14 protein-coding genes are annotated in these 14827 nt (G+C 39.5%); 5 read left to right on the top strand and 9 right to left on the bottom strand.

Going from position 1 to position 14827, the window contains the following annotated elements:
- The first annotated feature begins 13 nt into the window (after positions 1-13).
- The 5 genes from AC04MN_RS05325 to AC04MN_RS05305 are packed head-to-tail and all read left to right on the top strand — an operon-like array spanning position 14 to position 5125.
- Positions 14-826, top strand: a complete 813-nt coding sequence (locus AC04MN_RS05325) for a peptidylprolyl isomerase (protein WP_475382154.1) — start codon at positions 14-16, stop codon at positions 824-826.
- Positions 827-840: 14 nt separating this feature from the next.
- The gene (locus AC04MN_RS05320) at positions 841-1809 is read left to right on the top strand and encodes a peptidyl-prolyl cis-trans isomerase (RefSeq protein WP_475382153.1); all 969 of its coding nucleotides are present in this window, start codon (positions 841-843) and stop codon (positions 1807-1809) included.
- Entirely contained in the window at positions 1802-2755 is a 954-nt protein-coding gene (locus AC04MN_RS05315) for a peptidylprolyl isomerase (protein WP_475382152.1), read from the top strand. The genes AC04MN_RS05320 and AC04MN_RS05315 overlap by 8 nt, the downstream gene beginning before the upstream one ends.
- A gap of 2 nt (positions 2756-2757) precedes the next feature.
- The gene (locus tag AC04MN_RS05310; RefSeq protein ID WP_475382151.1) at positions 2758-3726 is read left to right on the top strand and encodes a PdxA family dehydrogenase; all 969 of its coding nucleotides are present in this window, start codon (positions 2758-2760) and stop codon (positions 3724-3726) included.
- 28 nt (positions 3727-3754) lie between these two features.
- Positions 3755-5125: a phosphomannomutase/phosphoglucomutase gene (locus tag AC04MN_RS05305; RefSeq protein WP_475382150.1), complete on the top strand. Its 1371-nt coding sequence runs from the start codon at positions 3755-3757 to the stop codon at positions 5123-5125.
- Between the two features lie 123 nt (positions 5126-5248).
- On the opposite strand, the gene AC04MN_RS05300 is transcribed toward AC04MN_RS05305, so the two are convergent.
- Genes AC04MN_RS05300 through dnaN form a run of 9 tightly spaced genes read right to left on the bottom strand, consistent with a single transcriptional unit; the run spans position 5249 to position 14821 of the window.
- A complete protein-coding gene (locus tag AC04MN_RS05300; RefSeq protein WP_475382149.1) occupies positions 5249-5575 on the bottom strand; it encodes an ATP synthase F0 subunit C in 327 nt (108 codons plus the stop codon).
- Positions 5576-5605: 30 nt separating this feature from the next.
- The gene (gene atpB / locus AC04MN_RS05295) at positions 5606-6301 is read right to left on the bottom strand and encodes a F0F1 ATP synthase subunit A (protein WP_475382148.1); all 696 of its coding nucleotides are present in this window, start codon (positions 6299-6301) and stop codon (positions 5606-5608) included.
- On the bottom strand, positions 6301-6651 hold the full coding sequence (locus tag AC04MN_RS05290; protein ID WP_475382147.1) for a hypothetical protein: 351 nt from the start codon (positions 6649-6651) through the stop codon (positions 6301-6303). Before AC04MN_RS05290 ends, atpB begins: the two co-directional genes overlap by 1 nt.
- 3 nt (positions 6652-6654) lie before the next feature.
- Entirely contained in the window at positions 6655-6861 is a 207-nt protein-coding gene (locus tag AC04MN_RS05285; RefSeq protein WP_475382146.1) for an AtpZ/AtpI family protein, read from the bottom strand.
- Positions 6858-7661: a tetratricopeptide repeat protein gene (locus AC04MN_RS05280; protein WP_475382145.1), complete on the bottom strand. Its 804-nt coding sequence runs from the start codon at positions 7659-7661 to the stop codon at positions 6858-6860. The genes AC04MN_RS05285 and AC04MN_RS05280 overlap by 4 nt, the downstream gene beginning before the upstream one ends.
- A gap of 2 nt (positions 7662-7663) precedes the next feature.
- Positions 7664-10123, bottom strand: coding sequence for a DNA gyrase subunit A (gene gyrA, locus AC04MN_RS05275; RefSeq protein ID WP_475382144.1), 2460 nt, complete (start codon positions 10121-10123; stop codon positions 7664-7666).
- A 14-nt stretch (positions 10124-10137) separates the two neighbouring features.
- On the bottom strand, positions 10138-12570 hold the full coding sequence (gyrB, locus tag AC04MN_RS05270; RefSeq protein ID WP_475382143.1) for a DNA topoisomerase (ATP-hydrolyzing) subunit B: 2433 nt from the start codon (positions 12568-12570) through the stop codon (positions 10138-10140).
- A 20-nt stretch (positions 12571-12590) separates the two neighbouring features.
- Positions 12591-13715: a DNA replication/repair protein RecF gene (recF, locus tag AC04MN_RS05265; protein WP_475382142.1), complete on the bottom strand. Its 1125-nt coding sequence runs from the start codon at positions 13713-13715 to the stop codon at positions 12591-12593.
- Positions 13715-14821 (bottom strand): DNA polymerase III subunit beta, encoded by a 1107-nt coding sequence (gene dnaN / locus AC04MN_RS05260; RefSeq protein ID WP_475382141.1) that lies wholly within the window; start codon positions 14819-14821, stop codon positions 13715-13717. Before dnaN ends, recF begins: the two co-directional genes overlap by 1 nt.
- Positions 14822-14827: the final 6 nt, after the last annotated feature.

Here is a 14827-nt window from a genome sequence, read left to right as displayed (position 1 = left end):
GGACTTTAAAAGTATGAAATTTGTATCGTTGCTAGTAATCGCGTCTCTGGTTTCCTCATTCTCTTTTGCTCAAAAGAACGAAGTGGTTGCAGTTGTCGGATCTAAAAAAATCACCGTTGAAGAGTTCAATAAAAAATACGAAGAAGTTCGTAGACTCACGACGAATCCTCCTCCTAAAACAGTCTTTCTTGAAGATTTAGTTCGCTTTGAGGTCGGCGTTCAAGAAGCCGCTAAGCGCGGGATGGAAAACGACCCAGTGGTTCAAGATAGATTCAAACAAGAAATGTACAAAGCATTGCTTGAAAAAGAAATTGGCATGACAGTTCAGAAGATCCCAGTTTCCGAAAAAGAAATGCAAGAATGGTATAAAAACAATCCTGAATTACGCTCAAGCCATATCTTAGTTGAATTTAAACCAGGAGCCTCTGCAGAACAGATCGCTGAAGCGAAGAAACGCGCAACTGACATCTGGGCTGAAGTTCAAAAGTCTAAGCGTCCTTTTGAAGAATTAGTAAAGCTTTACTCGGATGACACTTTGTCTAAGCAGGCTGGCGGAGACGTTGGTTGGCAATCACGCGTTACTTTGGTTCCGGCCTACTACGATGCGCTTATGAGCATGAAGATTGGTGAACTTAAGGGCCTTATCGAGACACAATTTGGCTTCCATATCATTAAATTGACTGGAAAAAGAAGTTACGAAAACGCCAACAAGCGCCAAATTCGTGCGGCAGTCTTTGACGAAAAAAGAAAAGCGATCTTTAATGGTTACTTCGAAAAGCTAAAAAAGGGCTACTCGATTAAAACCAATCCGGAACTATTAAAATAAGATCGGAAGTTGTAATGAGTTTAGAAAAGAGCCTCGCTTTAGCGGGGCTTTTTATTTTTATAAATTTGAATTTAGGCTGCACATCGGGCTATCAAAAGATATCCACTAAACCTGTAGCCAAAGTAAATGACCATGCTCTTTCAACAAAAGAGTTTTCGTCTTTGCTTGCGCGTGAGCTTAGAAATTTCGATGCTATATCAGCCAAAGATTCTAATAATATTTTCCGCCTAAAGGAAAAAATTCTGCGCGAGTTTGTTGTACAATCGATCACTAAAGATTGGGCAGTGTCTCAGAACCTTTCCGTAACTGACGACGAACTTGATAAAGAGGTCGAAAAGATGCGGGGCAACTATCCTGATGATTTATCGTTCCGCAGATCACTGGCCGTCGACAACATGTCCTTTTCCGAATGGCGAGAAAAACTTCGCGACACAATGATTGACCGAGCCGTCTTTAAAAAGATCACTGAAAACGCTAAGGCTCCATCCACAGAGGACATTCAGGCTTATTATGATGCCAATAAAGATAAGTTTACAGTTCCCGAAAGAATTCTTATTCGGCAGATTTTAATCGACGACGAAGCCAAGTCCGACGCAGTAAAAGCCGAACTAAAGAAAATGGATTTTTCTGAGGCCGCAAAAAAATATTCGATTGCTCCTGAAGGAAAAGAGGGTGGACTCGTTGGTTGGATTGAAAAAGGTTCTGTAGATTTTTTCGACCCACTCTTTAAGGCACCAGCCAATAGTGTCCAAAGCTTTAAAAGCAGCTTCGGATTTCATATTGCGCGCGTTGAAGGAAAGAAGCCGGCAGGTCAAAAAGCTTTAGCTGAGGTTAAAAACTTTATTGTTAACTCTTTAATGGCTCAAAAAGAACAGTCTTTGTATATCTCGTGGCTCGATAACCAAATTCGTAGTAGCAAGGTATTGAAAGATTATGAAACCATAAATTCAATCAAAATTGAAACTCGAGACGAAAATGAATAAATTTGTACTGCCTTTTATTTTGGTATTTTCCACACAGGCTTCAGCAGAGCTTGTGGATAAAACTGTGGCTATTGTTAATAGTGAAGTTATATTAGATTCCGACCTAAAGAAAGTTGAGTCCAACTTAGATAAGCCAGGCGCTATCGATGAAACTTTGCTGGATGGAAAATCTACAGCCAGTTTAAAAGGTAATAAAAAGGCTATTCTGGATTACCTTATTGCTGAAAAGATCCTGGCTTCCGAGATTAAAAAGCAAGGTTTCTCAGTTACACAAGAAAGAGCAAATCAAGAATTTAAAGAAATTGCCAAGCGAAATGGCATGGATGAAAGTCAACTAGTTACCGCTCTTAAAGGTCAAGGCATCGACGCTGAAGAGTACAAGGTTTTCATAAAAGCTCGAATTGAAAAACAAAGCCTTTTAGATGGAGAAATTGCCTCTAAACTTAGAATCTCTGACGATGAAGCCTTTGCTGAGTATCAAAAAGGCAAGCCATCTGCAAAGGGAAGGGTCAATGAATACACAGTTGCCCATATCTTTTTTAATCCGAAAAAATCAGGCGGCGCAGAGAAGGCCGCCGAACGCGCTCAAGATGTTTTGGAAAAACTAAAAAAGGGTGGAAAATTTGAAACGCTGGCCGAACAATCTTCAGAAGATTCAGATTTCACGGCCGGTGGCCTGCTTGGCACATTTAAAACTGGCGAACTAAGCGCCGAATTTGATCAGGCTCTTTCATCTTTGCAAGTCGGACAATACTCTGGACTTGTGCCTTCAAAGCGCGGAATTCATATCCTAAAACTAAATTCAAAAAAAGAAATTCCCGATCCTGCGTTTGAAAAAGAAAAAGAAAAAATTAAAGCCAAATTGTTAGATGCGGCGTTTGGAAAACAATTTCAAAGTTGGCTTTCTCGTAAAAAAGAAGAAGCGTTTATTCGCGTGAATCAATAGCCATGAAACGAATAATCATCACAAGCGGCGACAAGGACGGGATTGGGCTTGAAGTTTGTTGTAAAGCGCTTTTAAGCTATCCATCGCTTTCATTTTTGCCAATATTGTGGGTTCCATTCAAGAATCATGGCCTTCAATCTAAACGCTATCTAAACCAGCTGAATTTAAAATGGAACGTTTTTGAAGTTGAAAGCTTGGAAGACGCCTATCATTTTTCCACGACTTTGAAACAAAAAGATAGTGTCGTACTTATCAGGTCAAATACTCAACCACCAGAGTGGGTTGAGCAAAGTGCAATAGCTTGCCTTGAAGCAAAATTCGACGCCCTAGTAACAGGGCCTCTTTCAAAGACACTTATTAAATCCTGCGGCTTTGCCGACCTAGGACATACTGAAATTCTTAAAAGAGTCACTAAAGCTAAACAACTGAACATGGCCTTTTTTGGAAAAGATTTTTCTGTAGTATTAACGACAGACCATATCTCTATCGATAAAGTGACTAAAGCTTTAACTAAAGACAGGATCGAAAGAACTCTTAAAAACTTAGTCCCATTTGTTGATACAAAAAATCGGAAAAGTCCCATTGGCTTTTTGGGCCTAAATCCCCACGCGGGCGAGGATGGAATTATAAGCCCACACGATCAGCGCATTTGGAAGATGGCTGCTTCTTACGCGAAAAAAATGAAGCTGCCTTTAAGCGGCCCCCTTGTTCCTGATGCCGCATTTAATCCAAAATCTTGGAGTAAATTTTCATTTTTTGTAGCTCAATATCATGATCAGGGTCTTATACCGTTTAAAATGCATCACGGACAGGATAATGGAGTTCATGTCACTTTAGGCTTACCTTTTGTTAGAACCAGTGTAGATCACGGGACGGCGAAAGATATTTTCGACAAAAATATTGCCAACCCGAACTCTATGATTGACGCCCTTAACTGGGCTTTAAAATTGACTCGACGTCCTTCCAAATAATCTATATCTATAGCAAGACGAGGTACACATGTTTACACCAGTAATTTTCAGAGAATACGACATTCGTGGAGTCTATAACGGTCAGTTTGACGACCATTTCGCGTATTTACTTGGTAAGGCTTATGCCGTCTATATGAACCAGAATAAAGGTTTGTCGACTGGTAAAATCGCAATTGGGCATGATGCAAGGACTAGCTGTGCAGCTATTGTTAAAAACATTGCAAAGGGCCTTACAGAGTCTGGATTCAATGTTGTTCATCTTGGTTTAGTGACAACACCTGTTTGTTATTTTTCTACTTTTGAACTTACCGGTGTTGATGGCGCTATTCAAATTACTGGTTCGCACAATCCACCTGAATACAATGGCTTTAAGATTTCTGTAGGAAAAGGCACCATCTTCGGAGCCGAAATCCAAAAACTACGCGAGATCATCGAAAAAGGGCAATTCCTTTCGGGAGCAGGCAAAGAAGAGCATTTCGATATTCGCGAAATGTATTATGCTCGCTACAAAAAAGAATTTGGCGATCTTTCTGGAGTTAAAGTCGTCATTGACTGTGGTAATGGCGCTGCCGGATCTGTTGTAAAAGGTCTTTTCAATGCTGTTGGCTTAAATCCGACAATTATGTTTGAGCAACCCGATGGAACATTTCCAAACCATCACCCGGATCCAACAGTTGAAGAAAATTTAGTCGACTTAAAAGCACAAGTACTTAAAGAAGGTGCTATATGCGGAATTGGATTCGACGGTGATGCCGATCGTATCGGAGTTGTGGATCATACAGGTCGTATGGTTTACGGAGACGAGATGATGGTTATTATTTCCCGAGCAATTTTGGCAGAACAAAAAGGTGCCAAGATCATTGGCGACGTTAAGTGCTCTGATCGATTATATCATGACGTCGCAAAACATGGTGGACAACCCATCATGTGGAAAACAGGACACTCTTTAGTTAAAGAAAAAATCAAAGTCGAAAAAGCACCGTTTGGTGGCGAAATGTCAGGTCACGTCTTTTTTGCCGATAGAAACTATGGTTACGACGACGCTCCTTATGCGGCATTGCGCTTAATCGAAATTATTAAAAAGACGGGCAAAACAATCCCTCAACTGCTAGAGGGATTGCCAAATGCATTTAACACTCCAGAAATTCGTATCGATACGACTGAAGAAAAGAAAGTTCTGATTGTGGAAAAAATGAAAGAAGCATTCAAGGGCGGACCTGGTGCCGATTATAAAATTGATTTAACCGATGGCATTCGTCTGAGCTTTGAAGATGGATGGGCTCTATGTCGGTCTTCGAATACTCAGCCGGTACTGGTTGTTCGTTATGAGGCCAGCACAGAAGCTGGTATGAACAAAATCCGCAGTAGAGTCGAAGAAGTGGTTAACAAATATCTATAGGTATTTCCTTATAATTCAAAAGCCTCTTTCCATAAAAGGAAGAGGCTTTTTTTATGTCCATTAAATAAAAAAGGCCGGCATGAAGCCGACCTTTTATTATCAACGAATCGTCGATTGAAACAATTAAGCAAGTTTCAAAGCGATGATCAAAGCGTAGATAACAAGTGATTCGATAAGAGCAAGACCCAAGATCATTGGGATCAAAAGCTTACCAGAAGCAGCTGGGTTACGAGCGATACCTTCCAAAGCTGTAGAAGCTGTTTTACCTTGAGCCATTGCGCCAGCAAATACTGACAAAGCGATAGCGATAGCAGCAGCCAAAGCTTTCAAACCAAGGTGAGAAGAGTCTGCAGTGTGAGCAACTGCTTCAGTAGCAGTAGCAGCAGCTTCTTGAGCAAATGCAGGAACAGCAGCAACCATAGCAACAAGTGCAACGATCATTTTTTTCATGTGGATTCTCCTTATTGTTAATTTCTACTCTTAGTGATCATGTGCAATCGCAAATGCGACATAAACCATAGAAAGTAGAGTAAATACAAATGCCTGAACAAAGCATACAAATAAACCCATTACATAGAATGGAATTGGTACGCCAATTGGAACTAAATCCAAGAACACAGAAAGTACTGTGTGGTCACCCATCATAACGTTGGCAAGACGAAGACCCAACGAGAACGGGCGAACCATGTGTGATACTAGTTCGATAACAAACATTAAAGGTGCAAGGAATAGTACCGGACCCATAAAATGTTTAAGATAATTAATTACACCATTTTCCTTCACACCCTGGAAGTTGTAGGTAAGGAAAATCAAAAGACCGAAACCAAATGATGTATTGATGTTCTCTGTTGCCGGAGTCATTCCAGGAATAACACCAATTAAGTTATTAAAAAGAACAAAGAAGAAAACAGAAGTGAAAAAAGGAACGTAGTGTTTTCCGTGCTCGCCAATAACCATAGTTGCTAAACCTGAAACCATTTCAGTTAGCATTTCAAAAATACCACGAACAGAAAGTTTAGAAACAGGTAGTACCGCTTCTTCACCTTTTCCTAATTGAGCTTTTGCAACTAAGCCAATTCCCATCGCCGCAACAGTTGCGATACCTAAAGTAGCAACGTGTTCTAAGTGATTTTCAGCAACTCCAGGAATCATTTGTGTCCAGTTAAACGCTGACATTACATTTCCTCTTTTTTATTTAAAGCTTCTTTAATTGCGTAAGCGATTGCAGGAATCATAAAAGTAGCAACCCCCATCGAAAACCATAACAAACTGACCCAAGGGTTTTTGACGAGTTTAAAAATAATAATTCCTAAAATCGCGTACTTAAATACAATGACACCTATAGATAGGGCAACGAATTTCTGCGCAAAAATCAGCTTCCAAGCCAATCCCAGCAATAAAAAATTAAGAAGTATGAGTCCGGCTCCAATTAAGAAGGAATAAGACTGTTGTGCGCCGCAGAAACACCCAACAAGAAGGCTTCCAACAACCGCTACTATAAATTGAATAAGGACCACTAATTTCATCGACTATTCTTCGCCATCTTGTTTTTGTAGGCGTTTTATTAACCAAATGACCCGAATTAGCCAACCAATTAGTCCTAAAAAGCTAAGTCCAACAAAGATCAGGCCACCAGTATTGTATTTTTTATCAAGATAGGCTCCCAGGTAATAGGCTCCTAAAATCATCCCAACCAGCTCAAATCCCATGCCTGCGAATACAAGATACTTCTTCATTTTCTCATCCCTCGAGCGCCTGGTGCATTCTTCATACGCTCTTTAAGTCTTTTGATACGCAGATCTATGTATTCAGGTTGGTTGTGGATATTTCTATATTTTTCAAGCACTTGGATTGCCTGCTTGAATTCGAAGTTTTCTTCGTAACAAACTGCCAAGGTTAGAATAACGTTTTCTTTGCCGGCACGTTCCGGATTATTTTCGAGCAGTGCCACAAACTGAGCTACAGCATCTTTGTAATTCTTCTGAGCAACTAAAATGTTCCCCTTTAGTAGCTGTATGTCGAAGCGGGATTCAAGATCAAGCGGCTCTTTTAAAAGACTATCTACCTCTGAAGATGCTTGAAAAAAATTGTTCGTGTAAAACCATGATCTAGCAATATTGGTTCTATATGTATAAGCGTCTTTTGTAGAAGGCTTCATTTGAAGTAATTTACTAAATTCGACAATAGAGTTGGAATAATCTTGAAGATTATCAAAATAAATTTGAGCTATCTGTTTTTGGCTCGCTAGACGTTCTGTCTGGTCAGGAGACTTAAGTGTCAACTGTCTATAGTATGCGATGGCGCGGGGATAATCTTGCACCTCAAAAAAAGATATACGTGCTGACTCTCGCAATGCCTCGACGACCAATTCCTTTGTTTTATTTCTTTTAATAACTTGGTCAAAATGACCTAAGGCAATTCGATAATGACCTTGATTTATTTCTTTTTGGGCTGAATTAAAATCGGCCTGCTCCTGACTGGAGCAAGCCGATAAAATTGAAACAAACAATAAAAGAATTAGACCACGAGTGGTCATTACTAGTGAGTCTCCTCGCCAGTTTTATCCTCATCGTCAACTGCAGCAATTCCAGATACTGATTCATCTTTATCATCAAGATTGATCAGGCGAACACCTTGTGTGTTACGACCTAGAACAGAAATATCTGCAATTTTCATTCTGATAACTTGGCCCTTATCGGTAGACACAATCAACTCATGTCCTGCAGATACTTTTTTCGTTGAGACAACGATACCAACTTTATCAGTAGTTTTCTGAGTAATAATACCCACACCACCACGGCTTTGACGTCGATACTCTTCTAGCTCGGTACGTTTACCGTATCCTTTGCTAGTTACCATAAGGATTGTGTCCTTAGAATTTCTTTCAAGGACATCAAGTCCAATGACAATATCATCTTTTGCAAGTGTGATAGCTTTTACCCCACGAGCAGTTCTACCCATTGGACGAACATCACCCTCATCGAAACGAATAGACATACCTTCTTTTGTAGCAATGAAAATATCAGATGTACCATCGGAAATCTTAACATCGATAATTGCATCATCAAGATCTGTCGTTAAGGCAATAATACCAGCCTGACGAGGATTACTGAAATCATCAAGGCAAGTCTTCTTAATGATTCCACGCTCAGTAAGCATAACAACATACTTATCTTCGCGGAATTCTGTAATTGGAAGAATAGCGCGGACTTTTTCATTTGCTGACAATTGAACTACATTGGCAATTGCTTTTCCTTTTGAAGAACGATTTCCAAGTGGAAGACGGTGAACTTTACACCAGTAAACTTTACCCTTATCTGTAAAGACAAGGAGCATCGTTTTGGTGGAAGCCGTAAAGATTTCGGTCACGTAGTCCTCTTCTCGAGTTTCCATACCTTTTAAGCCTTTACCACCACGTTTTTGCAGCCTGTACTCTTCGATTGGAATACGCTTGATGTAGCCAGTATTCGTGATTGTAACGACCATCATTTCGTCTGCAATCAAGTCTTCATCTTCAAGATCTTCCATGTCGCCAGTAAGCTGAGATCTTCTTTCATCAGCATACTTAGCTTTGATTTCTACTAATTCATTTTTAATAATTTTATAGATTTCACGAACATCAGAAAGAACGAATTTCAACCAATCAATTTGTTTCTGAATTTCAGCCAACTCATTTTCAATCTTTTCACGTTCAAGACCAGTAAGACGTTGAAGTCTCATATCCAAAATAGCTTGGGCCTGGCGTTCACTGAATTCAAATTTTGCCATCAAATTGGTGCGCGCTTCAGCGGCCTCTTTAGAAGCTTTGATTGTCGCAATAACTTGATCGATATGATCTAAAGCTTTCTTTAAACCTTCTAAAATATGGGCACGCTCTTGCGCCTTTTTAAGATCATAAATACAACGTTTTGTAACAACATCGCGTCTGTGATCTACGAAGGCTTCCAACATGCCTTTTAAGTCGAAAGTCACCGGTTGGTTTTTCGCGTCCAAGGCAAGCATGATGATACCAAAGCTTGTTTGAAGTTGAGTGTATTTGAATAGTCTATTCAATATAACACTGGCATTCTCGCCTCGCTTAAGAACGATAACGATACGCATACCTTCACGAGACGATTCGTCCCGAATATCAGAAATACCTTCGATCGTTTTTTCACGAACAAGATCGGCCATATTTTCAATAAGTTTGGCTTTATTCACCTGGTAAGGAATTTCAGTCACGATAATTTCTTCGTGATCTTTAACCTGTACAATTTCAGTGACCGCTTTTAACGAAATAACTCCACGACCTTTTTTGTAGGCCTGAATGATTCCAGCACGACCGGCAATAATACCCGCAGAAGGAAAGTCTGGACCTTTAATATGAACCATCAAGTCGTCGATTGAACAATCCGGATTGTCGATAAGATGTGTACAGCCATCGATCACTTCACCCAAGTTATGCGGCGGAATATTTGTGGCCATACCAACAGCAATACCCGCAGATCCATTCACCAAAAGGTTCGGGAATTTTGCAGGCATCACAAGCGGAATCTCTAAAGAGTCGTCATAGTTCGGTCCAAAAGCCACGGTCTCTTTTTCAAGGTCTGACAGAATCTCTTCTGCCAATCTTGTCATTCTGATTTCGGTGTAACGCATGGCTGCCGGAGAATCGCCATCGATAGAACCAAAGTTTCCTTGGCCATCTTCAAGAGGGTAGCGCAAAGAAAAGTCCTGAGCCATACGAACCATTGTATCGTAAACAGCCGAATCACCGTGCGGGTGGTATTTACCGATAACGTCACCGACCACACGAGCAGACTTAAGATATGGCCTATTATGAACGTTATTCATTTGATTTTGTGCGAACAAGACACGTCTATGAACTGGTTTCAAACCATCACGAACGTCGGGTAATGCACGACCTACGATTACCGACATCGAATACTGAAGGTATGCATCGCGCATTTCTTTGTTAATATCTATGAGGCTAACGCCCTTATTCTGATTTGCTTCCATTTACATAGCCTCTTTTATACGTCTAAGCCTTTAACTAATAATGCATTGTCGTGAATGAATTGACGACGTGGTTCTACGGCCTCACCCATCAAGACAGAGAATGTTTCATCTGCGGCAACTGCATCATCAATTGTCACTCGTAACAGAGTTCTGTTTTCAGGATTCAAAGTCGTTTCCCAAAGTTGCTCTGGGTTCATCTCTCCTAATCCCTTATAGCGTTGGATATAAATACCTTTTTTTGTTGATTCCATCACATGGTTATAAAATTCAGTATAGTTATCAAAACTAAATTCGGATTCACCCTGGATGATATTAACTGGCAATTTATTTACTGATTGGATCGAGTTCCAAATACTCATTAGCTCAATAATTTCTGGTGCATTCAATGAAGACGCTGAAAATTGGGTCGTCTTGCGTTCAGCGTATCGAACCGTAAACACGTCTGCATGAATTTTTCCGTCTTCATCTTTTTTCACAGAAGTTTTTACTTCAGTAATTCCTGAAGTTTGTTGATGAGCTTTAATCCAAATTTCAAGATTCTTCAGCTCATCTTCCAACTTAGATTCTGAACTTAGCGTTGCTTTAAGATCAGCAACTTTTGATAAGAAGTAGTAAAGTACATCAGTATCATATTTTGCCGACAAAGTTTTTAATAATGAGTTGAACTTTTGAATACCCAAAATCATTGTACGCAATTCTTGTTCAGAAGAATTTTTTCCCTTAAGTGTGAATGCGTTTAAACCGGTTTTCAAAAGATACTCGGTTAATGCTGCTTCATCTTTCAGGTAAGTTTCACTACTGCCTTTTTTAGCGCGGTACAAAGGTGGTTGAGCAATATAGATATAACCATTAGCTAAAGCATCTGGCATTTGTCGATAGAAGAACGTCAGTAACAAAGTTCTGATGTGAGATCCATCGACGTCAGCATCTGTCATGATAATGATTTTGTGATAACGAATTTTTTCTACATTAACATTATCTTTTCCAATACCAGTTCCCAACGCTGAAATCATCATTCTAATTTCTTCGTTTGAAAGCATTTTATCAAAACGTGCTTTTTCAACGTTAAGAATTTTACCTTTTAAAGGTAAAACTGCTTGTGTCTTACGATCCCGAGCTTGTTTTGCAGATCCACCTGCCGAGTCTCCCTCGACCAGATAAAGTTCGCAAAGTGCAGGATCACGCTCTTGGCAGTCGGCCATTTTACCTGGTAAAGATCCACCATCTAAAGCCGTCTTCCGACGAGTCAGATCACGTGCTTTACGAGCTGCTTCACGTGCCCGAGCCGACTCCACACATTTACTGACAATATTTTTTGCCGTTGAAGGATTACGATCCATCCAATCAGCGAGTTTTTCATTCACCAAAGACTCAACAATTCCTTTTACTTCAGTATTGCCAAGTTTAGTTTTTGTCTGACCTTCAAATTGAGGTTCGCGAACTTTTACTGAAATAACTGCCGCAAGTCCTTCACGAATATCTTCACCTTCAAGGTTTTGTTTTAAATCCTTCAAAAGATTCTTTTCGGTCGCATAGGCATTTGTTGTGCGAGTTAAAGCAGCACGGAAACCCATCAAGTGAGTTCCACCCTCGTGTGTATTGATGTTATTGCAATAAGTAAATATTGATTCCGAATATGAGTCATTCCATTGCATTGCGATTTCAACATCGACATTGTCTTTTTCACCGCGGAAATAAACGACATCGTTGTGCAATGGCTTTTTTGACGTATTCATGTAAGTGACAAATTCAGCAACGCCATTTGCGTACTGAAAATCTTGTTTTTTACCTGTGCGATCGTCTTTCAACGAAATATGCAAACCCGCATTTAGAAATGCTAGTTCGCGAAATCGATTTGCTAATGTAGTAAAATCAAAACTTAGAGTTTCGTCTTTGAAAATATCGCGATCTGGTTTGAAAGTGACTTTAGTTCCAGTGCGCTCAGATGTTTCACCTTTTTCAACAGCATGAAGAATTTTACCACGTTCAAAGTTTTGTCTCCAAACATGACCTTCACGATGAACTTCAACTGCACAACGAACTGACAAAGCATTTACAACCGAGGCACCAACACCGTGAAGTCCACCAGATACTTTATATCCGCCACCGTCAAATTTACCACCGGCGTGAAGTACAGTCATAACGACTTCAAGAGCAGACTTTCCATTTTTGTGAGCACCTACTGGAATCCCACGGCCATCATCTTCGACAGTGATAGATTCATCGGCGTTAATAGTTACGTAGATGTGCTTACAATAACCTGCCAAAGATTCATCAACTGAGTTATCCACAATTTCATACACAAGGTGGTGAAATCCTCTGAATCCAGTATCACCAATATACATACCTGGACGTTTTCTAACGGCTTCTAATCCTTCAAGTACCTGGATAGAGTCCGCAGAATAGTTTCCCTGAACTGCTGTTGAACTAACATTTTGATCTGACACATGCCCCTCACTAGCTAACTTTACGTAGTGATATTTCCATCCCTGACGTTCATTACGGAAATCTGATCGAGATTAAACTCGTCGGACAGATTAAAATCTGTAGTTGTTACAAAAATCTGTGTATTGATATCGTGAAGAAATAAAATCAGCGCGTCCCTCTTTGCCTTATCTAGCTCGGAAAGAACGTCATCTAACATCAACACGGGATACACTCCGTAAGCCTTCCTATGATACACAATCTGGGCCATTTTGAAAGATAATATGATCGCTCTTTGCTGCCCCTGGCTACAGAAAAATCTTGAGTCTTTTTGATTATATAGAAACACAATGTCGTGTTTTTGTGGCCCAACCAATGAAGTTCCCGAAGAGAGTTCCGCATCACGTAGTTCGACAATTCTTTTCTGCAAAGCATCGAACACATCGGCTTGCGCATAGCTCATCGCATTGTTTGACGAAATCAAATACTGAATGCCTAAGTCTTTAGCAGAAGTGCCTGAAATATAGGCCATCGCATGATTAAAGTCTTTATGGATTAAATTAAGCGCTTGGATTCTTTTGAAGGTCAGGGTAGCGGCCAACCGTAAAAAACTTGGCTCAAGGCTTTCTAGAAGCATTAGGGTTGAATCTTTTGGGGTATTACCTTCAACGTAGTTTTTTAAAATCTTATTACGAGTTTTAAGCGCTTTTTTGAAATCGAGAATCAGATCTGAATTATTTTTATCAAAAGATGACAAAAGATCATCAATGAGTTCTCTTCGTTGATCAGCAGCTTCTTTAATTGCTGAAAGACTTTCTGGGGAAAAGACAACAGCTGAAAATATTTTTCTTATCTCGGATGCCGTGACTCGTTTTTCATTTAAAAAAGTTTGTTTTCTAGATTTAAGTAAATTTAGTTTGATCACGTAGGCTAAATCATTCTGCGAAACACGAGCCGCTAAAAACGACTGCGCAGAATCATGCTTAATCAACGTGTGATTATCTGAATACCTAAACGAATCACCTTGAGTAAGCAAAAAAAGGGATTCTAGAATATTCGTTTTTCCTTGGCCGTTCTCTCCGACTAGTACATTTAAACGCGGAGAGAACTGGAGATCTGCATTCTGAATGTTTCGAAAATCACGAATGCGAACGGATTCAAAAATCATTAGATTCTCATTGGCATAACTACACAGGTATACGAGATATCACTGTGTGGTTTAATAATTCCCGGAGACAAATGATCTTTGAGTTCAAAATCGATGCTGTCATGATTCATTGAAACCAAGATATCTTGAATGAACTTAGCATTAAAACCAATTTTAATATCTGAGCCTTTGTAATCGATATCAAGTTCTTCAGTAGCATCACCCAGTTCTGGATTGTTGGATGAGATTTCCATTTTTCCAGAGGTAAAATTTAGCAACACAGCTTTTGATTTTTGGTTAGCCAACAACGATACTCGACGTAATGAAGTTAAGAACTTTTCACGATCTATGTGAATTCTTTGTGGCAATGCCTGTGGAATAAATTGTTGATAATTTGGATATTTACCTTCAATCAAACGAATCATCAAAGTTGTTGTGTTGTGTTTCAGAATAAATTGAGATCCTTCAATAGCGATTTCCACAGATCCATCCACACCCTCAAGGATCTTTTTGATTTCATGAAGACCTTTTCTTGGAATAATCACACCATGAGAAATATTTGATTTAATTTCCACAGATGGTTTGTGAACTAAAGACATTCTATGTCCATCTGTTGCGACCATTTTAAATCCAGCTTGTGGAGTTAATTCGAAAAATACACCATTGAGATGATAACGAGTTTCGTCTGTAGATACAGAGAAGATTGTTTTATCAATCATTTCTTTTAATACCGGAGCTTCAATTTGAATAAATGATTGAGAATTGTAGGTTGGGAAAATTGGATACTCGTCTGCACTGATCCCTACGATTCTAGATTTATATTTTCCTTGGCCAATCTCTAACCAATTATTTTCTTTTTTTGTTAAAGTGATCGGACCTTCGCCAAGTTCCTTTGCGATTTCAAAAAGTGATTTCGCGCTAACTGCAACTTTTCCATTGGTTTGAACTTTTGTTTTAACTTGGTCAGTTAATGAAACTTCAAGATCTGTAGCAAAAACTTTTACATTGTCTGTATCTGCTTCCAAAAGAACATTTACCAATATTGGCATTGTATTTCTTTTTTCAACAATGTTCTGAGTTTTTCCGATCAGGTTTAATAGATCTCTTTTTTCGATTTCTAATTTCATAAGTTC

The organism is Bdellovibrio sp. ZFWA1, assembly GCF_056175665.1.
Note: the sequence above shows the minus strand (reverse complement) of the source record. Positions and strands in the feature narration are given on the sequence as shown.

Excerpts from the sequence above, each read along its gene's own strand:
- AC04MN_RS05325 (WP_475382154.1), top strand. The coding sequence starts at position 14 with ATGAAATTTGTATCGTTGCTAGTAATCGCGTCTCTGGTTTCCTCATTC.
- AC04MN_RS05320 (WP_475382153.1), top strand. The coding sequence starts at position 841 with ATGAGTTTAGAAAAGAGCCTCGCTTTAGCGGGGCTTTTTATTTTTATA.
- AC04MN_RS05315 (WP_475382152.1), top strand. The coding sequence starts at position 1,802 with ATGAATAAATTTGTACTGCCTTTTATTTTGGTATTTTCCACACAGGCT.
- AC04MN_RS05310 (WP_475382151.1), top strand. The coding sequence starts at position 2,758 with ATGAAACGAATAATCATCACAAGCGGCGACAAGGACGGGATTGGGCTT.
- AC04MN_RS05305 (WP_475382150.1), top strand. The coding sequence starts at position 3,755 with ATGTTTACACCAGTAATTTTCAGAGAATACGACATTCGTGGAGTCTAT.
- AC04MN_RS05300 (WP_475382149.1), bottom strand. The coding sequence starts at position 5,575 with ATGAAAAAAATGATCGTTGCACTTGTTGCTATGGTTGCTGCTGTTCCT.
- atpB (WP_475382148.1), bottom strand. The coding sequence starts at position 6,301 with ATGTCAGCGTTTAACTGGACACAAATGATTCCTGGAGTTGCTGAAAAT.
- AC04MN_RS05290 (WP_475382147.1), bottom strand. The coding sequence starts at position 6,651 with ATGAAATTAGTGGTCCTTATTCAATTTATAGTAGCGGTTGTTGGAAGC.
- AC04MN_RS05285 (WP_475382146.1), bottom strand. The coding sequence starts at position 6,861 with ATGAAGAAGTATCTTGTATTCGCAGGCATGGGATTTGAGCTGGTTGGG.
- AC04MN_RS05280 (WP_475382145.1), bottom strand. The coding sequence starts at position 7,661 with ATGACCACTCGTGGTCTAATTCTTTTATTGTTTGTTTCAATTTTATCG.
- gyrA (WP_475382144.1), bottom strand. The coding sequence starts at position 10,123 with ATGGAAGCAAATCAGAATAAGGGCGTTAGCCTCATAGATATTAACAAA.
- recF (WP_475382142.1), bottom strand. The coding sequence starts at position 13,715 with ATGATTTTTGAATCCGTTCGCATTCGTGATTTTCGAAACATTCAGAAT.
- dnaN (WP_475382141.1), bottom strand. The coding sequence starts at position 14,821 with ATGAAATTAGAAATCGAAAAAAGAGATCTATTAAACCTGATCGGAAAA.